Source organism: Chitinophaga rupis (assembly GCF_900109685.1).
GTDB classification, from domain to species: Bacteria; Bacteroidota; Bacteroidia; order Chitinophagales; family Chitinophagaceae; genus Chitinophaga; species Chitinophaga rupis.
Genome location: NZ_FOBB01000001.1, coordinates 906,758 through 930,287 on the forward strand (window position 1 = coordinate 906,758; position 23,530 = coordinate 930,287).

18 protein-coding genes and 7 tRNA genes are annotated in these 23,530 nt (G+C 47.5%); 10 read left to right on the plus strand and 15 right to left on the minus strand.

Annotated elements, in window-relative coordinates; genetic code table 11:
• The first annotated feature begins 509 nt into the window (after window positions 1-509).
• From BMZ54_RS03525 to BMZ54_RS03545, 5 genes are all read left to right on the plus strand, one after another.
• Complete coding sequence (locus tag BMZ54_RS03525) at window positions 510-3,074, plus strand: NACHT domain-containing protein (RefSeq protein ID WP_089906757.1); 2,565 nt, start codon at window positions 510-512, stop codon at window positions 3,072-3,074.
• Between the two features lie 47 nt (window positions 3,075-3,121).
• Window positions 3,122-4,030, plus strand: a complete 909-nt coding sequence (locus BMZ54_RS03530; RefSeq protein WP_089906758.1) for a transglutaminase domain-containing protein — start codon at window positions 3,122-3,124, stop codon at window positions 4,028-4,030.
• Between the two features lie 290 nt (window positions 4,031-4,320).
• Window positions 4,321-6,168 carry a chloride channel protein gene (locus BMZ54_RS03535; RefSeq protein ID WP_089906759.1) on the plus strand — a complete coding sequence of 616 codons (1,848 nt, stop codon included), beginning with the start codon at window positions 4,321-4,323 and terminating at the stop codon, window positions 6,166-6,168.
• 89 nt (window positions 6,169-6,257) lie between these two features.
• Window positions 6,258-6,863, plus strand: coding sequence for an NAD(P)H-dependent oxidoreductase (locus BMZ54_RS03540; RefSeq protein WP_089906760.1), 606 nt, complete (start codon window positions 6,258-6,260; stop codon window positions 6,861-6,863).
• An 84-nt stretch (window positions 6,864-6,947) separates the two neighbouring features.
• On the plus strand, window positions 6,948-8,885 hold the full coding sequence (locus BMZ54_RS03545; RefSeq protein WP_089906761.1) for a monovalent cation:proton antiporter-2 (CPA2) family protein: 1,938 nt from the start codon (window positions 6,948-6,950) through the stop codon (window positions 8,883-8,885).
• A gap of 20 nt (window positions 8,886-8,905) precedes the next feature.
• On the opposite strand, the gene BMZ54_RS03550 is transcribed toward BMZ54_RS03545, so the two are convergent.
• Window positions 8,906-9,169 carry a hypothetical protein gene (locus BMZ54_RS03550; RefSeq protein WP_089906762.1) on the minus strand — a complete coding sequence of 88 codons (264 nt, stop codon included), beginning with the start codon at window positions 9,167-9,169 and terminating at the stop codon, window positions 8,906-8,908.
• 84 nt (window positions 9,170-9,253) lie between these two features.
• On the opposite strand from BMZ54_RS03550, the gene BMZ54_RS03555 reads away from it, so the two are divergent.
• Window positions 9,254-9,802, plus strand: coding sequence for a cupin domain-containing protein (locus tag BMZ54_RS03555; protein WP_089906763.1), 549 nt, complete (start codon window positions 9,254-9,256; stop codon window positions 9,800-9,802).
• Window positions 9,803-9,806: 4 nt separating this feature from the next.
• Here BMZ54_RS03555 and uxuA read toward each other — a convergent pair whose 3' ends face one another.
• Entirely contained in the window at window positions 9,807-10,970 is a 1,164-nt protein-coding gene (uxuA, locus tag BMZ54_RS03560; RefSeq protein ID WP_089908291.1) for a mannonate dehydratase, read from the minus strand.
• A gap of 83 nt (window positions 10,971-11,053) precedes the next feature.
• Here uxuA and BMZ54_RS03565 point away from each other — a divergent pair, with 83 nt between their 5' ends.
• From BMZ54_RS03565 to BMZ54_RS03575, 3 genes are all read left to right on the plus strand, one after another.
• Window positions 11,054-12,313 (plus strand): alkaline phosphatase family protein, encoded by a 1,260-nt coding sequence (locus tag BMZ54_RS03565; RefSeq protein WP_089906764.1) that lies wholly within the window; start codon window positions 11,054-11,056, stop codon window positions 12,311-12,313.
• Between the two features lie 68 nt (window positions 12,314-12,381).
• Window positions 12,382-14,010, plus strand: a complete 1,629-nt coding sequence (locus tag BMZ54_RS03570) for a RagB/SusD family nutrient uptake outer membrane protein (RefSeq protein WP_089906765.1) — start codon at window positions 12,382-12,384, stop codon at window positions 14,008-14,010.
• Window positions 14,011-14,173: 163 nt separating this feature from the next.
• Window positions 14,174-14,656 carry a hypothetical protein gene (locus BMZ54_RS03575; protein ID WP_089906766.1) on the plus strand — a complete coding sequence of 161 codons (483 nt, stop codon included), beginning with the start codon at window positions 14,174-14,176 and terminating at the stop codon, window positions 14,654-14,656.
• 74 nt (window positions 14,657-14,730) lie between these two features.
• On the opposite strand, the gene BMZ54_RS03580 is transcribed toward BMZ54_RS03575, so the two are convergent.
• The 10 genes from BMZ54_RS03580 to BMZ54_RS03630 form a co-directional block, all read right to left on the minus strand.
• Window positions 14,731-15,831: a slipin family protein gene (locus BMZ54_RS03580; protein ID WP_089906767.1), complete on the minus strand. Its 1,101-nt coding sequence runs from the start codon at window positions 15,829-15,831 to the stop codon at window positions 14,731-14,733.
• A 657-nt stretch (window positions 15,832-16,488) separates the two neighbouring features.
• Window positions 16,489-16,974, minus strand: coding sequence for a ribonuclease H-like YkuK family protein (locus tag BMZ54_RS03585; RefSeq protein ID WP_089906768.1), 486 nt, complete (start codon window positions 16,972-16,974; stop codon window positions 16,489-16,491).
• A gap of 23 nt (window positions 16,975-16,997) precedes the next feature.
• Window positions 16,998-17,069, minus strand: a tRNA-Phe gene (locus BMZ54_RS03590).
• A gap of 15 nt (window positions 17,070-17,084) precedes the next feature.
• Window positions 17,085-17,156 (minus strand) — tRNA-Asn (locus tag BMZ54_RS03595).
• A gap of 65 nt (window positions 17,157-17,221) precedes the next feature.
• Window positions 17,222-17,296: transfer RNA gene (locus BMZ54_RS03600), tRNA-Lys, on the minus strand.
• A 92-nt stretch (window positions 17,297-17,388) separates the two neighbouring features.
• Window positions 17,389-17,460, minus strand: a tRNA-Gln gene (locus BMZ54_RS03610).
• Window positions 17,461-17,465: 5 nt separating this feature from the next.
• Window positions 17,466-17,537: transfer RNA gene (locus tag BMZ54_RS03615), tRNA-Ile, on the minus strand.
• An 8-nt stretch (window positions 17,538-17,545) separates the two neighbouring features.
• Window positions 17,546-17,619 (minus strand) — tRNA-Ile (locus BMZ54_RS03620).
• Window positions 17,620-17,643: 24 nt separating this feature from the next.
• A tRNA-Asp gene (locus BMZ54_RS03625) sits at window positions 17,644-17,715 on the minus strand.
• A 489-nt stretch (window positions 17,716-18,204) separates the two neighbouring features.
• Window positions 18,205-18,933, minus strand: a complete 729-nt coding sequence (locus BMZ54_RS03630; protein WP_089906769.1) for a phytanoyl-CoA dioxygenase family protein — start codon at window positions 18,931-18,933, stop codon at window positions 18,205-18,207.
• Between the two features lie 353 nt (window positions 18,934-19,286).
• Here BMZ54_RS03630 and BMZ54_RS03635 point away from each other — a divergent pair, with 353 nt between their 5' ends.
• Entirely contained in the window at window positions 19,287-19,940 is a 654-nt protein-coding gene (locus tag BMZ54_RS03635; protein ID WP_238386484.1) for a murein L,D-transpeptidase catalytic domain family protein, read from the plus strand.
• A gap of 78 nt (window positions 19,941-20,018) precedes the next feature.
• Here the strand turns inward: BMZ54_RS03635 and BMZ54_RS03640 are convergent, their stop codons facing one another.
• From BMZ54_RS03640 to BMZ54_RS03650, 3 genes are all read right to left on the minus strand, one after another.
• Window positions 20,019-21,647 carry a L,D-transpeptidase family protein gene (locus tag BMZ54_RS03640; RefSeq protein WP_238386485.1) on the minus strand — a complete coding sequence of 543 codons (1,629 nt, stop codon included), beginning with the start codon at window positions 21,645-21,647 and terminating at the stop codon, window positions 20,019-20,021.
• Complete coding sequence (locus tag BMZ54_RS03645; protein WP_089906771.1) at window positions 21,644-22,108, minus strand: BP74-related protein; 465 nt, start codon at window positions 22,106-22,108, stop codon at window positions 21,644-21,646. Before BMZ54_RS03645 ends, BMZ54_RS03640 begins: the two co-directional genes overlap by 4 nt.
• Before the next feature lie 217 nt (window positions 22,109-22,325).
• Window positions 22,326-23,516 (minus strand): DUF5009 domain-containing protein, encoded by a 1,191-nt coding sequence (locus BMZ54_RS03650; protein ID WP_162277461.1) that lies wholly within the window; start codon window positions 23,514-23,516, stop codon window positions 22,326-22,328.
• Window positions 23,517-23,530: the final 14 nt, after the last annotated feature.

Below are 23,530 nucleotides of genomic sequence, written 5' to 3' on the forward strand. Positions count from 1 at the left end.
ACGTTTTGTTCATTTTGTTCATTTCAATATTGTTATGAGAGGATATACATCGGGGAGCTCACTTTTATAGAAAGAGAACAGGAGTAAACATGGAAAATGATGTAGGGTTTTATGTAGGGGGGAGGAGTTGCACTAGGGTTGCGCAGCAATTACGGAGCCTTTTTAGGAGGGAAGCATACCAATAACACCCGAATCGGACTGCCATTAAACTGCTAAAAAAACGCCTGCAATCTTAGCGCAGTTTCACTACTCATTTTTATAGCTAATAAGAATAGCCGTATCCGTAAATGTAATTACCGGTATCGATTGCAGTAGTTGGGCTCATGCTGTTAGATATAATATTTCCCTATAAAGCCTTGCAACAATTTAGCAGCCGGTCATATATAACATTTGCTATTACTACTACTGCAGCCGATCTATTTTGCTAAATAAAAATCTAAATGTGTAATCTATACGTAACTATTCATTGAAATCTAAAGTCAATCACCTAAAATCCATTATTGTTCCCTATGATAGATCTATCCTATGATTTTATCGTAGCGCTGCAAAAAGAAGTGCTGTATAGATTTGGCGTGGAAGTAATGTTACCGGGAGATTGTAAGCACCTCTCCCAATCTATCCTGAACGCCACTACTAAGCTGGTAAGTGAAACCACACTTAAACGTGTATTTGGTTTTGCTGTTGCCCAGCATAGTTTTTCGCGTTATACGCTGAACACCTTATCGCAATACTGCCGGTATAAGGATTGGGAAGATTTTCAAACCCATCAATACAAACAGCTAAGCGGAGATATCATTGTTGATAACGATAAATGGTCTGATCTTAAGAATAAGGCAGACGCTGTTTCCTATTATACTATTGTAACCTTAAAGAACCGTTCCGGTATTCCTTTTAACTACACGGTACCACGGCAATACTGTACGGCGCATATTGAACGCTTCCTGGAAAGCGACTATGCAGCTACTGCGCTTATTGCACCTTCCGGCTGGGGCAAATCCGTCACGCTGGTTCATTTAGCTGAACATTTCTGGTTTGGCCGGGAGGCCCGTTACAAACAGGATATCTGCTGGTTCATACATGCGCATGCAGCCGGCAGCCTGCTATTAAAAGGATTCTCCCTTTCCTCCTGGCTGGATAACCAGCTGAATCTTGGCAGCGGTGAAAACTTCCGGGAATACTTTGCACGTAATTTTGATAAGAAGGGCGGCCGCCTGGTGCTGATCATAGACGGCTTTGATGAAATAGCCGTGGCCGGCGATAAGCTGCGCCTTATGTACACCAAGCTGGAAGATTTTGTGTATTCCAACGACCTGTTCCCCTGGGTGAAAGTGATCCTTTCTATCCGTAGCAATACCTGGTCAGAGATCTTCCAGCACTCTGTGCAGTACCCAGCCTTTCGCCGCTACTGGTACGTGGGCGCTGAAATGGATGAAGAAACCAATACCAACCTTCCCTTGCTTACTGAACAGGAAGTAAAATCCGTTTTATACAGTCATCAGTTTAACCCGGCTACTGTACGCACTTTCAGCGAGCCGTTCCTGCAAAAGCTGCGTTACCCTTACTACCTGCAGCTATTTTGCCAGCTGAATGCAGGACCGGATCAATCGTTTGTAGATGAACGCCTGAGCCTTTTTGAGATCGTATCGCGGTTTGTACAGCAGCGGGTGTTTAACTCACAGAATAATTCCTTTAAGATCAGGATCCTTGACCAGCTGCTTGCACTGCTGGACTATGGGCGTAACGGACAGTACACGGATAAGCTGCTGCTGCTTAACCAGCAGGACCTGGCCCTTGCACAAGCGTATAAAGAGCTGCTGGCAGATAATATACTGGTGGAGGAAAACCTGAGCCAGGAGATCATGTTCCATGTGAAGGTGCGCTTTGCGCATAACTTTCTGCTGGAATATTTTACTGCTATGCATTTTGTGCGGGAAAGCGGGCAGCAGCTTACGGACGATACACTGCAACAGATACTTACGCATTTCCCGGCTTCCGCTTACCGGGGCAGCCTGTTTAAATGGCTGCTGCGCTATGCTATGAACCAGCGGCAAACAGACAGCACGCATAAAATACTTTGCCTGCCGCTTTCCAATCTGGAAAAGTCTATGCTGCTGGAATACCTGGTGCTGCATTACCAGCAGGAGGGCGACCGGCAACCGGACCTGAAGCATGTTTTTCCGCCCGGTTATTTTAAAAAATACCCGCTGAACAGCTTCATCAGCGATGACTTTTTACACCCCGGCAAACGCAAGGTGCTTACTACATTGCTTACACTGGCAGAGGGGCCGGAAGATAAGCTGAAGATACGCAGCATCCTGTTCCGCCTGGCGCTGCTGCAGCTGGATGCGGAACAGTGCGAGCAGGAGCTGAACAACATTAAAAAGATCTGCGGCAAAGAACCGCAGGATGAAGGGCTGTGGCTAAGCCCCTATGAAATATGCCTGTTCATTTATGAGTACCTGAAATTCGGGATCGTGAATGAAGGCATCCGTGAAAAGATCTACGATTATGCACGCTACTGGAATGGCAGCAGCCGGCAGTCTATTACTGTGGCGCAGGAAATTGTATACCGTAATATGGGATTTATATTCCTGCTGCTGGAAGATTATGAGCACCTGTTTAACTTCAGTAAGCAGCTATTTGCCTATCACCCTACCCTGCCCTACCGCACTACCGACAGCTTACGCCAGGTACTGCTTTGCTGGCAGGCGTACGCACAGCTGCAGCTGGGACACCCGGACACTGCTTCCAGAATATGCCGCCATTTAGACACGGTACAGAGCAAAAATGCTACGGACCGTTACTGTATACGGCATGTGGAAACGCTGCAAAAGATCATTATGGCGCAGGTGTATAATAACCGGCAGGAGTATAGCAAGGCCCTGCGTGCGGCAGAAGGAGCTATGGAAATTGCGCTGAAGCAGGATCTGAAGCTACTGGCGCTCCTTAACTTTTCCCTGCTGCGGAAGATCTACAAACAGCTGCAGCTGGAAAAACAGCTGGATCAGGCGCAGCAACAGGTAGAACTTTTCCATAAAAGCACCTCCTTTAAACAAACGGCCCGGTTATGGTAAAGAGGTAGAATGATTACATTTGTAATTTACATTTTACCTTCATATGAATGGCGATTGATGAAAGCAGATACTCCGGCCTGCAGCAATTCCTGCTCAACCTTTTGAGCCTGTTAACCGTGCTGCCCCTGGCGCCGTACCTGAACCGGTACCTGCCACAAATAGTGGCTGGTGGCTGGCACCTGGATATGATGGTGGCCATTATCCTTTCCTTTTTATTTACCCGCCTGCTGTTATGGATCTTTAAACCGCTGATCATACCGGCGTTTTTGCTGGTGTGCAGCGTACTGGTATTCAACTACTTCACTGATAGCTACAGCTTTGTCAATGTTTTAAATGATTATAAAGGCGTGGTACAGGGCAACTGGGGCGCTAAGGACAGCAAACAGCTGGACATTTTAAGCCTGTACCCCCGCCGCGTGGAAACCTACCGGGATAAAACCGTACGGGGCATAAAGTCGCGGGTGGATTTCCAGGATTCTGTGGTTCGCAATTTTTCTGTGCGGCACTCCCTGGAAGATTTTGATGAATATTTTCCAAAGTATGGGAGGGTGGTGCGCTTTCTTTCCCTGTTCCGCTACATTAACACCCATTTCAAATATGTGCAGGATACCCGGCGCGATGAATATTTTGCCACGGCCCGGGAAACCATCTTAAACGGGCTGGGCGGTGATTGTGATGATCACTCCATTCTCATGACAGCCTGCCTGCAATCTATTGGCGCCCAATGCCGTATTGTACTGATACAGGGCCATGCCTACCCGGAATTGTATTGCGGTACCAAAGAAGATTTTGAGGCCATGAAGCAGGCTATTATCACGCTTTTTCCCCGGCCGGCCGTAAAGGAAATCTACTATCACGAAATGAAAGGCATGTACTGGATAAACCTGGATTATACCGCCCGCCACCCCGGTGGGCCATATATGAATGATAAGGTGTATGCGCTGATAGAATTATGAGCGCGGCGGCTCATAATTCTATCAGCGCGGTCCATGGTCCACGGTCTATAGTCCATTGCCTGGTGCGTATAGCCCGTTGTACCTGGCATGGATAATGGCATGGTTCATATAGCCAGCTGTTCTATTAAAGCGGTCCACTGCCTGGTTCGTATAGCCGGCTATTAATGCCTGTTAGCGTGCTATTTACAACATTAAAGCAGGCTGTGGACCATGGACTGTGGACCGTGGACAAAGTATGATTAGTGGTGGTCCGCAGGCCACCACTAATCATACTTTATTACATTTGCATCATGAGCCAATATAGCCGGATACGGAAATACCATAGCTTTTTCAGATTTAAACAGGATTTTGAACGGTACAGCCTGAAAAAGGCCCGGAGCTACGAGATCATTATTCATTGGCTGCACAGCAAAATGAGCCGCACCCAGTTCCTGATGCTGTCCGGTATACTGGTGGGTACCGCTGCCGGGCTGGGCGGGGTGGCACTAAAAATGCTGGTACATTACATCCATTACGTTATTACCTATAAAGTACACTTCAGCACACAGATCATATTTTATGCTTTGTTCCCTTTCCTGGGTATTGTGCTTACCACGCTGATGGTGATCTGGTTCTTCAAAGGGCAGGCGCGTAAAGGTATACCCGCTATCTTGTATGAAATAGCGCAGAACAGCAGCCTGGTGCCGGCTGTTAAAATGTATTCACAGATCTTACAAAGTGCGGTAACCGTGGGCCTGGGCGGCTCCGCAGGACTGGAAAGCCCGATAGCCGTAACGGGCGCAGCCATCGGCTCCAACTATGCACGCATTTACCATTTAGGCTATAAGGAAAGAACGCTGCTGCTGGCAGCCGGCGCTACGGCCGGTATTGCTGCTGCCTTTAATGCACCCATTGCAGGCATGATGTTCGCGTTTGAGATCTTGCTCACCGGCGTAGTGTTCTCTGACTTCATTCCACTGATACTGGCGGCCGTATGCGGCAGCCTTTTATCCAAAGTTATTTTGCAGGAGGAGGTATTGTTCCATTTTCAATCGCGGGAGCCGTTTAACTATCATAACCTTCCCTATTACATTATACTCTCCATCTTATGCGGCTTGTATGCCCGCTACTTTGTAGTGTTTTCCCAGCGGGTGGAGCATTTTTTTCACCGCCTGCAATGGAGCAAGCTGCAAAAAGCCATGCTGGGCGGCGTGGTGGTAGCGCTGCTGTGTGTGATCATGCCACCATTGTTCGGGGAGGGCTATACCTCTGTAAAGCTGCTGGTGAATGGCGATGCCGGTAATATTATAGAGCACAGCTTTTTACGGTACGTACACCTGGAAAACTGGATCGTGCTGCTGTTTGCAGGCAGCGTATGCCTGCTGAAAGTGTTTGCCACTTCCTTTACCATTCATAGCGGGGGTAATGGCGGTAACTTTGCACCATCCTTGTTTGCAGGCGGTTTCCTGGGTTACTTTTTTGCCATGGTTTGCGAGCAGGCAGGCATGAAGGATGTGCCGATGGTGAACCTGGTAATTGTGGGTATGGCTGGCGTAATGAGCGGTGTGCTGTATGCCCCGCTAACGGCCATTTTCCTGATCGCAGAATCCAGCTCCGGGTACGACCTGTTTATTCCGCTGATGCTGGTATCCACTATTTCCTTCCTGATAGGCAAATGGTTCTCTCCCATTTCACCGGACCTGAAAGAGCTGGCAGATGCGGGCAAGATCTTTACCCGCGAGCATGACCGCAATATATTATCCATCCTGAAAATTGAGGAGCTGATTGAAAAAGATGTGCAGCAGATAGACATACAAGCTTCCCTGCGGCAGCTGGTGGAGCTGGTGAAACAGGGCAAACGTAATATGGTGGCTGTGGTGAATCAGCAGCAATTCCTGGAAGGTATTATTACACTGGAAGATATACGGCCCATTATGTTTAACCCAGCCCTGTACGATACCATGACTGTAAGAGAGCTGATGAAAGCGCCGCCCGCCCTGGTGCACCCGGAGGACAGCGCTTCTTTTGTAATGCAAAAGCTGGATGAGACGCATAGCTGGAACCTGCCGGTGGTGGAGCAAAATCGACTGCTGGGCTTCGTCTCTAAATCTGGCATTCTGAATCGCTATAGACAACTGTTACAAGAATATTCGGATTAATTAATAATGAATAATTACAGAATTAATAATCAAGCGAAGAGTTTCATCCAGTATTATTAATTATTCATTATTAATTGTTAATTTATTGTATGGCCAAAATACTTATTCTCTTCGCGCATCCTGCGCTGGAGAAATCACGCATACATGCAGGCTTGCTAAAGAATATCAAAGGTACGCAGGGCGTTACGCTGCATGACCTGTATGAGGTATATCCTGATCTGAATGTGGATGCAGACCGGGAGCAGGCGCTGTTGCTGCAGCACGATATTATTCTTTTCCAACACCCGTTTTACTGGTACAGCGCACCGGCTATTATTAAGCAGTGGCAGGACCTTGTGCTGGAACACGGCTGGGCCTACGGGCATACGGGCAAAGCTTTAAGCGGCAAGCGGATGGGCAATGTGATCAGCACCGGCGGCTCGCAGCAGTCCTATACTGTTGGCGGCCATCATGGCTATACCATTCATGATTTCTTGCTGCCCTTCCGGCAAACAGCCCGCCTTTGCAACATGGAGTATTTACCGCCTTTTGTAATACATGGCACGCACCGCCTGAAGCGGCAGGACCTGCCTTTTTGCTGCATGCAGTACCGGGAAACGCTGGAAGCACTGCGGGATGATAAGTATACCCCGGCTATGCTGCAGGAAGCCGTGTACCTGAATGACCTGATAGCGCAAACCAGCGATAGTAACTGATCACACATGCACCTATGCGGTGATGATTAATGTTTAATATAATAGAGGCAGCAGCCATTTGCCAACCTTCTTAAACCTTTACGGATGAACGAGCATTCCTTTTTCTTTACTGCCATGATATACCTGGCCGCAGCGGTAGTATGTGTACCGGTGGCTAAAAAGCTGGGGCTGGGATCTGTGCTGGGCTACCTGCTGGCCGGTATTTTCATAGGGCCGAATGTAATGGGGTTCATTGGAGCTGAAGGGCAGGACATTCTGCACTTTGCGGAGTTTGGCGTGGTAATGATGCTGTTCCTGATAGGTATTGAGCTGGAGCCCTCGCTGCTCTGGAAGCTACGCGCGCCTATTGTTGGTTTGGGCGGTATGCAGGTGCTGATCAGCACCGCTGTGATCTCTGTTATTGCCTGGTGGATGGGGCAGCCCTGGAATGCAGCGCTGGCGCTGGGTATGACTTTCTCCCTCTCCTCTACCGCTATTGTATTACAGATCTTGAAAGAAAAAGGCTGGATGCCTTCTGCTGCGGGGCAAAGCGCTTTTTCCGTACTGCTGTTCCAGGATATTGCAGTAATTCCCATGCTGGCAATTTTTCCCTTACTGGCGCCGGTAGGCGCTGCTACCAGCACCGGCGGGCATACGTTCAGGGATGGCCTGTCCGGCTGGATGCAAACGCTGATGGTGTTTGGCGCAGTGATCACCATTATACTGGCAGGGCGTTACCTGGTAAGGCCGCTACTGCGGCTGGTGGCACAGGTACGGGTACGGGAGCTGTTCACCACCTTTGCGCTGCTGCTGGTAGTAGGCATATCCGTACTCATGACCTTAGTGGGCCTGAGCCCTGCGCTGGGCGCATTCTTAGGCGGGGTAGTATTAGCCAACAGCGAATACCGGCATGAGCTGGAAAGTGATATAGAACCGTTCAAAGGTTTGCTGTTAGGACTGTTCTTTATTGCCGTAGGCGCATCTATAGATTTTCACCTGATACTTTCCCAACCCCTGGTAATGCTGGGATTAGTGCTGGCCCTGATGATGGTGAAATGCCTGATCTTAATGGGACTGGGAAAAGTGTTTAAGCTAAGCACGGATCAGAACCTGCTGTTTGGCTATAGCTTATCGCAGGTAGGTGAATTTGCTTTTGTGCTGCTGTCCTTTACCCGCCAAACCGGTATACTGCCGGATGCCACTGCCAGTATGATGACGGCTGTAGTGGCGCTCAGCATGGCCTTTACGCCGCTGGTAATCCTGCTTTATGAAAAGTTATTGCAGCCCCGCTTTACCATTACGGAAAACAGTACCCGCGAGGCAGATGCCATTGATGAAAAGAACCCGGTGATACTGGCGGGCTTTGGAAAAACAGGGAATGTGATCGGCCGCTTTTTGCTGGCCAATGGTGTGCCCACTACTATTCTGGACCTGGACTCTGACCGCATAGATATGCTGCATAACCTGGGTATACGCGCTTATTACGGGGACGCATCCCGCCAGGACCTGCTGCATGCTGCCGGTGCAGCAGAGGCTAAAATAATTATTATTGCTACGGACACTATTGACCAAACAACGGAAATAGTGAAAGTGGTGCGACAGCATTTCCCTAACCTGCAAATGCTGGTAAAGGCAGCTACCATACCGGATACCTTTGACCTGATGGAGCTGGGTGTGCTGCATATTTACCGGGAATCGCTGGATACTTCCCTGCGCATGGGAGCCGATGCGCTGCATATGCTGGGTTTCCGCGCCTATAACGCGCGCCGGGCTGCCAGCACGTTCCGGCAGCATGATGAAAAAGCGCTGAAAGAGCTATCGGCCCTGCGCGATGACCGCAAAACCTACCTAAATACTTTTAAGGAACGTATTGAAGAAATGTCCACGCTCATTCAAACAGATAAGGTTAAACCCTGGAATGATGAAATACTGAGCTGGGATGAACGCTCCCTGATGGAAGAAGAGGGCAACCCGGAAGTAGGTGAAATCCCGGACACAAATAGTAGTGCAGAAATATTGAATGTGAAAAAAGAAAATACGTAGTATTTATTTTCCGCTTCCGGTTACTCACCGGTTGCAGTTCCTTCGCCATTTACGTATGCGGCTATACGCTGCGCTACATCTTCCAGTAAGCCGGCATCTATATTTCCCGCCTGCGCGTGATTGTCTGCAATGGCGCGCGGGTAGCCTTCTTCATCCGGTTCAAAGGTAATTTCATGCTCCTGTATGATCACCTTATAAACGGTTTTATATTGCTGGTCCCAGGTCTTAACCTCCAGGATATGCGGGTGACCTTTGTACTCAAATTTCAGTGTAAAGTTGTCCACGACCGTTAGATTTTTTCTGTTGTTTCAAAAGTAACCGTTTTTATGGTACAAGAGTTGAGGCTATTTAGAAAAATCTAAGTGTTTATGGCCCAGCTTGTTTTATTATCCAGCGAAATACAACCATATGCCTTCCGGGACGATGGCATTTTTCCCAATAACCCCCACTTACCAGCTTTGTTTTATGAAGATTGTTTGCAGGTGCCTGATGACTTTACTGCAGCAGCTGCTATAGAAGCGCTGTTCACCAGCAATGGATGGACAGGGATCTGGGAAAGCGGGATCTATAATTTTCATCACTATCACAGCACCTCGCACGAAGTGCTGGGCGTTTGCAGCGGGGAAGCCACTATACAGCTGGGCGGCCCGCATGGCATTAACCTGGAAATAAGAATGGGCGACGTACTGATCATACCCGCCGGTGTGGCGCATTGCAGCCTGAATAGCAGCGCCGATTTCAGCTGTATTGGCGCTTACCCTCCGGGGCAGGAGCAATATGATGTTTGCCGGGGTGATGCCAGTGAAAGGCCGGAGGCTGATGAACGCATTGAGCATTTACAGTTACCTGCTATAGACCCGGTGTACGGGGCCGATGGGCCGATGCGCCAGTACTGGTTAGAGTGGCGGCTGGCCTAGTTCCTTAGCGGCCGCCTGCAATGCCCCGCTGTAACCCAAGCAGGGCTGCCAGCCCTTTCATTCTGCCAATAGCGGTATAGCCGGGGTTGCAGTGCTTTTGCAGATCATCCAGCATACGGTGCCCGTGGTCCGGGCGGAATGGAATGGGCAGCGGTTGCTGTTGCTGCAATTGCAGCAGGGTTTTCATAATGGTGTACATGTCTACGTCTCCCTGCAAATGATCTGCTTCATAAAAATTGCCGCTGGTATCCTGCTGTACATTGCGTAAATGCACAAAGTTCACGCGGCTGCCTATCATGCGCAAAATAGCCGGCAGATCGTTATGCGTGCCGGCGCCCAGGGAGCCGGTGCAGTAGCAGATGCCGTTGGCGGGGCTATCTACCATCTGCAGTATAAAAGCAATATCATCATGGCTGCTTACAATACGGGGCAGGCCCAGTACATCAAACGGGGGATCATCCGGGTGAATGGCCAGCTTAATGTCCAGCTTTTCGGCTACCGGCACTACCTGCTGTAAAAAGTATTGCAGGTGCTGCCGCAGCTGCTGGCGGGTAATATGTTTATAGTGCTGCAGGCGCTCCCGTATACCGGGTATGTCCAGCTTTTTTTCACTGGGAATGCCCAGCAGAATGGTATCTGCAATGGCCTGCTTTTGCGCATCTGTGTACTGCTGCCAGCGTTGGGCAGCCACAGCTACAGTGGCCGCATCATAATCATTAGCGGCATTTTTTCTTTCCAGCAAATGAATATCAAATAAGGCCAGGTCGGCTTTATCAAAATACAATGCTTCCGCACCATTGGGCAGGCGGTAGCTGTTATTGGTACGTACCCAATCCAGCACCGGCATAAAGTTGTACGTTACAATACGGATGCCGCAGGCCGCCAGGTTCTCCAGCGTAAGCTTATATTTTTCTATGTAGCCGGTATAATCGCCGGTTTGTGTTTTAATGGATTCATGCACGGTTACACTTTCCACCACATCCCAGGTAAGGCCTGCCTGTTCAATCAGCTGTTTGCGTGCGGCAATAGCAGCCATGGGCCATACTTCACCATGCGGAATATCATGTAAGGCCGTTACAATGCCGGTAGCATCTGTTTGCCTTATTTCCTGCAGGGTTACAGGATCATCGGGGCCAAACCAGCGCCAGGTAGGTTTTAATAATTTCATATAATGCGGAACCATGTTCATAACTAAAAAGTAATCTCTAAAGTAACAAAGGATATTTAAATTTATAGCTTTAATACCGGCGTATGGCTCAACGATCTTTTTTACTATCCTGCATTAGCTGTTTTTTTACCTTATTATCTTTTGCGCAGGATACTTCCCTGCATACAGTACCCAACCGCAGCAACAGCGCCGTACAGCAGCAAAAACCTTATGTGATCCTTATTTCCATTGACGGCATGCGGTATGATTTTGCGGAGAAATATCATGCAAAAAATTTACTGCGCCTGTCGGCCGGCGGCGTGCGTGCAAAGAGCATGCAACCCAGCTTCCCTACCTTAACATTTCCCAACCATTATACGCTGGTAACGGGTTTATATCCCTCCCACCACGGCCTTGTTGACAATGATTTTTATGATCCGCAACGGCGTAAAAGATACTATGTACATGACCGTGATGTGGTGGAGGATGGCAGCTGGTATGGCGGCACGCCTTTATGGGTGCTGGCGGAAAAACAGCAAATGGTAAGCGCCAGCTATTTCTGGGTAGGTTCAGAAGCTGCCATACAGGATACGCGTCCTACTTATTCCTTCACCTATAATGAAAAGCAGGGTATAGATCAGCGCATACAACAGGTGGTGGACTGGTTAAGCCTGCCGGCAGATAAGCGCCCGCACCTGGTTGCTTTTTACTTCCCGGAAGTGGACCATGCTGCCCACTATGCCGGGCCTGATTCAGACAGCGCCCGCAAAGCCGTTCAGTTTGTAGATGAAAGCATTGGCAAAATGGTGCAGGCAGTAGGCAGGCTAAAGTTGCCTGTAAATTTTATTGTGGTATCGGATCATGGTATGGCGCAGGCGGACATACAACATCCCATTTACTTAGACAGCACCCTTAACCTGGATGATTGCAAGTTATCCCTGGGGAATGAAAAGGTGATGATCTATAACAATGATACTGCACGCATCCGACAGTTATATGATACATTAAAGGCAAAAGCCAATCACTACCGGGTATTCCTGAAAAAAGAAACGCCTGCCCGCTGGCATTACGGACAGGAAGACCGTTACAACCGCATTGGCGACCTCATATTAGTTGCAGATGCAGGGTATGTTTTTGGCAGGAAAAATATGCGTACTTATCCCGGCCATCATGGGTATGATAATAATGATACCCGTATGAATGCCACTTTTATGGCCTGGGGGCCGGCCTTTAAAAAGCATTATACGCAGCCCGCTTTTGCCAACGTACATGTGTACCCGTTAATAACCAGCATCTTAGGATTAAAGATTACAGAACCGGTGGATGGTAAAGCCGAAGTGCTGAAAAATATATTGCAGAAATAACGCTTAATACATATAAAAAACAATTAATGCGATTATCTTTATAGGCTAAAAAATAACCCTGTTTACCTATGAAGAAAATTGCACTGTATGCGTTTTCGCTGGCTGCCCTTTCAGCCTGTTCGAAAAACGACGACAAACCTCAGCCCACACCTGAGCAGGACAAACAATCACTGGAAGTACAAGTTTACAACACCTTAACCTGGAGCGTAGATAAACCTGCTGGCGCACCCGCCACCAACGCTACCGTGAAGCTGTTTAAAACAAAGGCAGCATTTAACAGCAGCACAGCTGCCTACACACAAACTACTGACGCCAATGGTAAAGCCAGCTTTGCCAGCATTGATACCGGCCAGTATTTCATTGTAGCTACCAGCACCGATGGAAGTAATATTTTAGGCGCAAAACAGGTAAATGGTGTATATGTAGGTTATGTAGCAGACTCCCTGTACCAGACCACCGCAGAAATTGCCAATTCGCCCGTTAACAAATATGCGGCGCCCGGCAACTTCCGGTTAGAAGATCTGAACATGGACGGGATTGTAAATGATAACGATGTTACCGAACTACCGGCACAATCCATTCACATCGCAGCCAAAAGCAGCAACAGCAAACGGATCCTGATCGGTAAGCTGGATAACCGGCCCATAGGCTTCAATAGTAAGACAGAAGTAGCGACTGCCCTGCAAAACAGCATTACAAGCCTCAACGGCTTTCACGAGGTGCAGGTAACCCTGGATGCCGTGTATACGGACGATGCGGCCTGTGGCAGCATGGGCCCTGACTGGTGCAGCATAGATGCCTACACCGGTATGACCGCTGCCAATAGTACGGCGCTCCTGCTCTGGCAAAAAGGTTACTCGATAATATCACAGCTGAATAAAGTAATTAATTATACCAATGCGGTAAGCGATATGCAGGCCGCTGAGAAAGAGCTGGCCATTGCACAGGCTAAAGGTGTAAAAGCATATGTATATTTTCAGCTGACATCTTACTTTGGCAATGTACCTATGCAGAACGACCTTGCATTACCTACCAACGTAAACCGGCCCGGTACCGATGACATCCGCACCTATATTGATACGCTGTTAACAGCTGCTGCATCAAAGCTGGGCAGCAATACGGATATTATTTCTGCTGCGGCCTGTAAAGCCATACAGGCTAAGCTGGCCCTGGATGCAGATGATTTTGTGAATGCAAAAACCTATAGCAGCGCAGTGATTGCCAATACAGCCTATGCGCTGGTGGATACCCCTTTGATATTTACCCAAACCGGTAATAAAGAGCTGTTGTGGAATACTTCCAACACCCTGACAAGCAGCTGGGTGAAGAGCGTATTTACGAGAGGCACTTTTTTACCGGAGCTGCGCTTAACAGAAATGTACCTGATCAATGCAGAAGCTAATCTTCGTTTAGGCGTTATGAATGATGCGGTGCCCAGCCTGAATAAAGTACGTCAGCGCGAAAAGTTAGCAGACCTGTCGAACACTATCAGCCCGGACAATTTCCGTGCTGAGCTGATGACTGCCTGGAAACGTAATATGCGTACAGAAGGTAACCGCTTACTTTCTTTACGCCGCTGGGATACTGATGTGACGGTGTTAGCGCCGTTGGGTTACCAGAAGTATAATCAGCTGCTGCCCATTCCCATTAGTGTACTGCAGACTTATCCCAACTTATATCAAAACGTAGGATATTAAACTTTTCCCTGAAAAGGGCTAAAGGTTACAAATTAGATAAACATGCAACAGGCTGCCTTTCCAGGCGGCCTTTTTTATTTTAAGCCGGAGTGTTAAACAACGTTAACGGTTTAAACTCCTGTTACCTGCGCACATCTAACTATCAGATCAAAAATTTGCGAACATGAAACGCTTAATACTTGTAGCCCTGCTGTTCACTGGCAGCATCGCCTTTCACAAAAACGCCAACGCACAGGTAAGAGTTAACGTAAATTTTAACATTGGCAGCCAGCCCGAATGGGGCCCTGCGGGGTATGACTATGCGGAGTACTACTACTTACCTGATATAGATGCATATTATAATGTGCCTGCACGGCAGTTCATATATGCGGATGGTCCGCGCTGGATCACTGCTACCAGCTTACCGGCGCGCTACCGCGGGTTTGACCTATACCACAGTTACAAGGTTGTGGTCAATGAGCCCAGGCCTTACCTGCACCATGATGTATACAGAAGCCGTTACGCCGGCTACCGTGGTCATTATAACCAGGTAATTAACCGCGACAACCATCACGATAATCATAACTATGCGCACGACAATCATGGGGATAACAGAAGGGAAAGAGGCCGGGTGATCAACAACAGGGGCTGGGGCCATGGACGATAAGAGAAAGAGACTATTCTTTACCTGCTATACACACAACAACAAAACGGGTTGGCTGCCTTTTGCAACCAACCCGCTTATTTTTGGGGTGTAAAGATCTGCCGCAGCTGATCAACGAGCACCCCGCTACCACTTACACTAATGCTGCTGATCTTTTCTGCTATCTTTTCCACGTATTCCATTTCCTTCAGCTTCCACAGCATCGGGTTATCTTCCATCAGCTTTGCGGTGTTCAGCAAACTGCGCGTGCTGGCGGTTTCCTCCCGGCGCATAATGGTGTTTGCCTGCGCTTTCTTTTCCGCTACCAGCACCTGGTTCATGATGTCCTTCATTTCACCCGGCAGTATAATATCGCGGATCCCGAAGCCGGTTACCTGCACACCCAGGCCGGCAGCTTTATCGCTTACCGCTTGCAGAATGAAAGGCGCCAGGGTATCTTTCTTTTCCAGCAGCTCATCCAAACCCAACCCGGCAACGTATTCACGCAGCGCCAGCTGGAACAGGATGTACAATTGCTTATCGTACTCCCTGTGCTGCAAAATGGCTTTTTCAATGTCAGTAACCTTGTACTGCGCCCAGGCATTAATACGCAGGGCTGCTTTGTCTTTGGTTAGTATTTCCTGGCCGTTCAGCTCCGTTTGCAGCTGCCGGGTATCTACCTTACCTATAAGGATGGGAATGTGGTTCTTCCAAAAGTAGTATACACCACCTGCCAGTGTTTGTGCATACTTACCATCAATGAACAACACGGCGCGCTCATAACTTTCAACACTGAAGGTGCGCACATAAGGTGCCACCAGCCGGTGCTGCAGCGTGGTACGGTCCAGGTTCTCCGTTATCTGTACCTTATTCAAACCGGCGCGTACAAATTTATATTGTACAATGCCTTTCCAGAAAACGTGACGGCCGGTGGTAAGCACCTGTTTCAACAAACCATTTTCATATTGCAGCACTATTTCATCTTCCTTTACTTCTACTACGTGCAGCCTTGCTGCCAGCGCTTCATCCTGCAGCAGGATGTTCAGCTCAAATGCTGTTTCAAACGGCGCAGTTGTGTCGTATACCCGCACAGTGTCAGTGGGCATCAGCCAGTAGCTGCCCTCTGCCAGCATGCGTTTGTACACGCCATTTTTAAACACCAATCCAACCTGGTAGGCGTTAATTGTTACCCTTTTCATCTTGTTAATTTTATAGCGGTTTTAAAAGACCAGCGATACGTTGCATTCAATACATACGGAGGTGGATTTCCGTTACAGGGGACCGTTGATGGAACAGGTGCGGTGATGCATTACCTGTTTAAATCATTGGCTGCCTGTAACGGAGCATTCACCCGCTGGTATTTACCGAACCGCCTGTCGCCTATACCTTTTGCATAAGCCGGCCGGGTAACGCTGGTTTAAATGGTGCACTTTTTAGGGAAGGAGTGCGCTTCCGGAGTGTCGGGTAGCCTTCCGGCTATCCGGCTAACTGTTGCTCTAACCAATTGAGCTAACGGTGCTTTAAACCGTGAAGGAATCGAACCTTCGACCCACAGGTCGGGACACTGCCATAACACGAACAACAGCATACAGCAAGCTACGGCCGCTGCACTGCGGGGCTTTTGAGGCCGCGCCCGGGTTGCCGGTTAGAGGGATATCCGCTTCCCCTTTCAGGGGAAGATCTTTTACTGATGCTTTCCATCAGCCATATTTTATATGCTGTTTTGACAGCTCATCCAACATAGGTGGAAATGCCTGCTGTCCGGCAGCTATATTTTATACCTGCACTTTTTCCGGTCTTAACAGCTCATCTAAACATGGAGAGCTGCTTGTTGTAGCGCAATTATTGCTGCTATGTCAGTGCACGGCTTTATCTGCGCAGCTGCTGCTGGCAAAGGCATGCGGCTTGGCTTTAAAGGCAAAACCCATTCCGGTGATATAACCCATTGCTTCCTTTAAAGCATCGTTACTTTTAAAGTTGGGCTGCGTGTTTATATCCGCGTGCACTTCCATATCTACATTGTAAGTAGTGAACAGGCCACATAATTCGTAGGCTACTTCAATACTTTTGGTTACTTCCGCCAGCATTCTTTCTCTTACAGACATTTTGCGTACCGTGGTTTCATTGTGTATGTACATGAAACCGCCTTTTCCTTTGCGGATAAATACGATCACGGTAGCAAATTCCGTGGTGCGGCCTTTCACCTGGCTGTCTGTACCTATACAAACTTTCATGGTGTAACCATTGTGGATGGCTTGTACCAGCACATCCCTTATTTCATCTTCGATCGGTGTTTTTACAATGGCGCCGTTTAACCGTCTCCATTGTCTTTTGTGGTCCATGACATTCTGTTTTTATTGGTCCGTGGATGGGGCAGGATTCGAACCTGCACAGGCGATGCTTCAAACCGCTGCTCTACCATTGGAGCTACCCAACCGTTAATTATGTTTTGCGGAGCGGGAAAGATTCGAACTTTCATCCTGCGGCTTAACAGGCCGCTGCTTTACCATTAAGCTACCTATCCGTACTGGTGTGAGCTTGTACCACTGTCCAGAAAGTGGTAAGGGATAAATAGCACTCACACCATTGTTGGCCCGGTGAGACTCAAACTCACAACACCCGGTGTAAAAGACCGGTACTCTAAACCAATTGAGTTACGAACCAATTTTTGTTGGGCGTCAGTGGGATTTGAACCCTTAACTTCCGGCCCACAACCGGATGTTTTGCCATTAAACTACAGACGCCATTTTATTCAGTTGCCGGATTCAGAATCGAACTGAAACTATCGCAGCCAAAATGCGATGTGTTGACCATTACACTATCCAGCAATTTGTGGTGACTGACAGATTCGAACTATCAACCTTTACGGTATCAGCGTAGTGCGCTACCATTGCGCCAAGTCACCTTTTTGTGTTGGCCTGACCGGGTTTGAACCAGTGACCTTCTGCGTATAAGGCAGCTGCTCTTACCACCTGAGCTACAGGCCAGTTTACTTTCGTATAGACGCACAGCGGTTCGTACGGGAATCGAACCCGTAGCTGCAGATCGACAATCTGAGATGTTAACCATTACACCAACGAACCATAAAAAAAGCCCGGCCGCTTAGTACGACCGGGCTTTTTACTGCACATAGGGTTACTTATGTGCGGGCATACCAAGGTCGTTTATATGACGAGTACCGTTCAATATGTTTATCATTTTTCTGCTGATCACTATACACATGACAGGGGCTTATGAGTGATAACCATTGATCATTCATACCTGTAAATCGTATATCCGTTATGTATAGTAAATGCATTTGCATACGTATATTTTAAATCAATAAAAAAGCCCCGCAATCTCTTGCGGGGCCTGTGTTATATCGAATTCGTTGTTTCAACTATTCTGTAGCATAACCTGCCCCGCAAATGCTGCAATCCTCCATGGGACCGAAGCCATTTTTTGCGTTTGTATGTAGCTGTATGCGTGACATGTTTATTTTTTGTTTTCTTTAACAGTGCAAAGATGAAACTAATTTTTTGATAAAAACAACTTTTGATAAAAAAATTGCATAAAATTTTTTCCTATTACGACTAACGTGTACGGCTGATGTATTCATTCCATTGTAAACCAGCCGGTAATGTGCGGTTGCAAAATTCCATATGCAGTACCCGTCTGTTACTATTGCTGGTGGCCCTGTCAGAGGCATGCAGTAATAAAGGGCGCATCAGCATAACACCCCCTTTAGGTACATTACACATTACTTCTGTTTCAGTTTTCCAGTCAATTGTTTCCGGGCGATAGATGCCTTTGCGATGAGAACCCGGTATTACTTTTAATGCACCGTTGGTAGCATCCGTATCATCCAAATGAATGCGGATGGTGTAAATGTATTCCAGTATTTCCAGTGGCGGCTGTACTGCAAATTGTTGTTGCTTGATGGTCCACGATGTAAAACCGGGTAGTGGTATTTTCTGATCAACAGAAATGGTAAGATCCTGATGCCATGCTACCCACCAGTTGGATTGAGGCGGTTTATCAAAGTAAATAGACTTCACTACAAAATAGTCATCGCCCAAAAGCTGCTGAATAATTTCATGAAGGTTATTTGTGAAGATCAATGATTGCAGCGCAGGTATTTCTTTCAAGCATTGGCGGATGGCAAAAAGATCGGCAGTTTTACGGAAGGTGGGAGATGTGGTATCCGCTGTGGCGAGCGCGGCACTGATGGCATTTATTTCATGGGCTGAAAAAACATCCGGAATAATTGTGTACCCGGCCCGGGTCAATTGATCCCGGTAAAGAGGCATGTGCTTCTGCATAAATAACAGATAAGGCCGCTAAGATAATACCCGGGCCGTCAACGTCAAATTCTTTAAAATGTCTGAAAAATGTTAAAAAAACAGCAAACAAGGGGCTTCAGCCGTACATTTTAGTCAAATTTTACCGATATTTGTTATACAAAACGAAACACTAGAACTATTCCTAACTATTTTTAATCACCACAACAGGACCATATACCTGTGGAAAAACTTTATGGCCTGTGTTAACGAGGAGAACTGTGAAAATGAAAAAACCTATCCAGCGAAGAGCGAAACTATTTATTATTCCAATTGTACTTTTTTCGTTTTTATTTGCTGCTAATGCCTCTACCAATCGTAAGAGGGCAAAATCTATGCCGGTACCTACTATCGCAAGCAACAGTAAAAGTATGGTATATGACAGCTTACAGCTGGGTACGATGGGACTTTCCCAGGATGCTTTTATGTATGGCATGATGGGTTTTAACCGCTTGTTAAATAATGGCAAGCTGCATAATGACAGCGTAATTGCTATTGTGGACTTTAGCCTTCCCTCCACCCAGAAACGTTTATTTGTTATTGATATAAAGAACGGCCGCCTGCTGTTTAACACACTGGTATCCCATGGGAAAAATACCGGTAAGCTGAATGCTACCAGCTTTTCCAATGCCACTAACAGTAATAAGAGCAGCTTAGGATTTTATATTACGGATAATACCTACCAGGGCGAACATGGCTTATCGCTACGTTTGCAGGGTACGGAAAAAGGCATTAATGATAATGCCATGCACCGGGGTATTGTGATGCACGGCGCCAGCTATGTGAATGAAGATTTTATTAGTAATCAGGGCTACATTGGCCGCAGCCTGGGCTGCCCGGCTATCCCGGACGAGATACACCGTGAAGTGATCGAAGCGCTGAAAGGAGGCGCCTGCCTGTTTATTTACAGCGCTAACAAAAATTATATTGCACATTCCAAGATGCTGAAACAGGATAAAACTTTAGCGATGAGCACCCCGGTGCTGTAAGCGGTTTACCTGTTATACTACCTATATTTATTGAAAAATTTAATGAAGACCTGGCATAACCTGCCGGGTCTTTTATTTTTAGTTGGCGGAGGTGAGCACCTGGCCCTGCCCGTCTGTAAACATCTTTTGTGCCAGGCGCGCATCGTGCCCATAAATATCATCGCGGAACTGTAAAGCGCCCTGCTCATCTACCCAGGCGGTGTAATAGGTTACCAGTACGGGTACGGAATGCTTCAGCTTCACATATTTTTCCTTATCGCCTTTGTTAATAGCACTGTCTACTTTTTCAGGTGTCCAGTTAGGCATATCCTGCAACAGGTAATTAGCCATTTTAATAGGATCGCTTAAACGTATACAGCCATGGCTGTACGCGCGTTTATCTTTTTCAAACAGGCTTTTTACCGGCGTATCATGAAAGTAGATATTAAAGCTGTTGGGGAACAGGAATTTTACATGCCCCAATGCATTCTTTTTACCCGGGCGCTGCCTTATTACGGGCACGCCGTTGCGCTCCCCGGTGATCTCCATTTCATTTTCAGCCAGGTAATTTTTGTTCTTAGCAATGTGCGGCAATATTTCCTTGCGTACTATGCTGCGTGGCACATGCCAGTAAGGGTTAAATACAATCTGGTTCAGATCGCCGTAGAACATAGTGGTGCTGCTGCCTTCCTTGCCTACTACTACTGCCATATCAAATACCTTTTTTTTGCCTTCCCATACATGCAGTACGTATTCGGGTATGTTCACTATAATAAGCTGGCCTTCCGGTGCAGCGGGCGCCCAGCGCATGCGCTCCATGTTCATTACCAGCTGTTGCACGCGTACCAGTACAGGTACGTTCATATCGTGCAGCAGTGTATCTGTAAGTAAACCGGTAGCGGTATAACCATGCGTTTGCTGAAATGTTTTAATGGCTGCTTCCAGGGTATCGTCAAATAAGGTGCTGCTGTCTGCACCGGACAGCTCGCCGGTAGCCTGCAGCCGTTTTTTTACCAGCTGTATAGCTGCTGCGCTATCCCCTTTTGTATACTTTTTCTTATCGGCTGCAATGGCCGGCCAGCCGCCTTTTTTGGCAATGTCTACATACTGCGCCAGCTGTTTTTTCATGGCGGCATATGCGGGGGTAGCTGCTTCGTAATCCCTATGTTCCCGGCTGTTGTTTGCCAGTATAGAATCTGCCAGCTGTAGCAGGCGTTGTTTCTGAATGGGAATAAATTGCTGCAGCTGCGCGGTGTTCAGATCTGCATAATTTTCCTGCGCAAACTGTATAAAACGTTGTGTTAGCTGCAGCTCTGTTTTTATAATACCGGCTTCATTGCCTGTGATAGTGGTATCATTGTCGTTCATTAATTCATCGAGGCGGATCTCCATTTGCCGGCTGCCGCTGGTGTCTTTGCTGTAATGATACAGGCTGCGGAAGCCCAGTGCCTGTTCTGTTAGCCCCTGGCTGTCGAACCAGGCATATTCAAAATTGCGGACGTTGTAAAAGCTGCGCATGGCATTAGCGGTGGTATCGCCTATTTTTTGCTGCAATATAAATTTCTCAACGGCTGCACTGTCCAGGAACAGGTCGTTGTAGGCGTTGCTTTTGTTCACCGCGGTGTTGCGGGCTGTGATCTCCGGTTTGCTTTTAGTTCCCTGCCGGCATCCTGCAAGGAGCAGGATTAAGCCGGCGGGGATGAATAAGATCAGCCATTTCATTTTCATGGTGTAATTTCTTTCTTTATGTACGAGGACCAGGGAGAGAAGCGTTTCACTTTCTCCATCCAGTAGCTGTTGTTCACATCCACATCAGTGTATGGCAGTCCGTCTGATAGTTCTATGGTAGCCTGTACCAGGTTCCAGTCGTCTTCCTTTAAATGCCATTTAAAACGATGGGATACATTCCTGTTATACCCTCCATCTCCTGCAACTAACGTGCCTGTCACAAACTTATTCCTTTGGGCTATAGGCAGTTGCAGTTGGGCATTGATTTCCGCAATGAGGGTAGTATTGGAATCAGCTACGGCCACTACAAAAGTGGTATCCTGCCATTTCCAGCCGGGTTCCTCGCTGTTGCGGTGCATCCCTACTTCATAATAGCGGTAATGTACAGGTGTTGGATCATTGTCTTTTTTACAGGAGAAAGCAAGCAGCAATAAAAATGCTACGCAGAATGACTTCAGCATGGTTAAATGGTTTTATGTGATATGATGTTACAATACATATCCGCCTGGCAGCATGGATGCACAGCAGATATTTCGTATGCTATAAAAAACGTTTGTTGAAGAGATTAAGTTACAGGGATGGGAAATGCAAAGACTGTAAACGGAATGCCAGGCATTCAGCTTACAGTCTTTTAGCGCTGCCTATGGCAGCCATGCGAACGAGCCTATAACGTTTATATTACAATTGCAATTTTATCCCCGCTTTATTCAATCCTTTGGCAATGCCCATCACGATCACCGCATACAGGAAACACCATAGCATACCGGGATAACCCTGCTGCAGCAGGTCCGGTAAACGGATGCCCAGCAGGTGCAGAAGGGCGTAGATTATAAAAGGGATGATGTAGGTAAGCAAAGGGTTGGCAGCGGCAGGGCGGAAAAAATTTGTCCAGCCGCTGATCTGCTTGCGGTCAATAAGCCAGTATAAAAAAGAGAACAAAATGCAGCAGATAGCTGCGCTGTATAAGCACCAGGTAGGAGTGGCGTAGATCTTGGATATTTTAAAATACGGGCGCAGGAAATAACCGGTTACCAATAGTATCAACGCAAAACCGCCGGCCTGTATAAAACGCTGCTGCACACTTTTATTGCTGGCCTGGTCAAAGAAAATGAGGGAGAGCACAATACCGCATAATACAATAGAGGTATGCGCTGCATTGCCGCTTTGAGAGGTGATCCAGTGCCAGCCGGATTGCTGTATGGCCGGTTGGTGGCCTATAATATAAAACAGCGTGCAGATACCCATCATGGCCAGCAGCCCATATACATTTCCTTTAAACAGCTGGTAAAAAATACAGCTGTATAAATAAGCCCAGCCAATGAGCCCAAGTATACCCCACCAGTGTGGCTGTAAATATTCCGTACCATCCTTTCCACCGCGGTAAATAAATGCCAGCACCAGCAAGCCTGCAATGCCAATGCCTTTTAACACATATACAAGTGTGGGCTTTGAAAGCTTATATACATTCCACACCAATACCACGCAGATATAAAACAGCAATGACCATACATGAATAGACATGCCCATTGCGGCTTCATTATAATCGTCTTCCGCATTTACCATAAACACTCCTAACACCAGCAGCCCCAGGGTGCGCCAGCCAATGTGCTTTTGCAGCTGTACAAAGCTATCGCCTTTAGCCAGGCGGCGATTAATGGCGAAGGGAACAGACATGCCTACAATAAACAGGAATGCCGGGAACACCACATCTACAAAGGTCATTGCATCCGCATCAGCCGGCATATGTTTCATCCAGGGGGAGATGCCGCTTACGCCGGACAGCTCATTTACAAAGATCATCACCAGGATGGTAATGCCGCGGAGGGCATCAATAGAAAGAATGCGCTGCGTAGATAGTTGGTTGATCATGTAGGTATTGGATT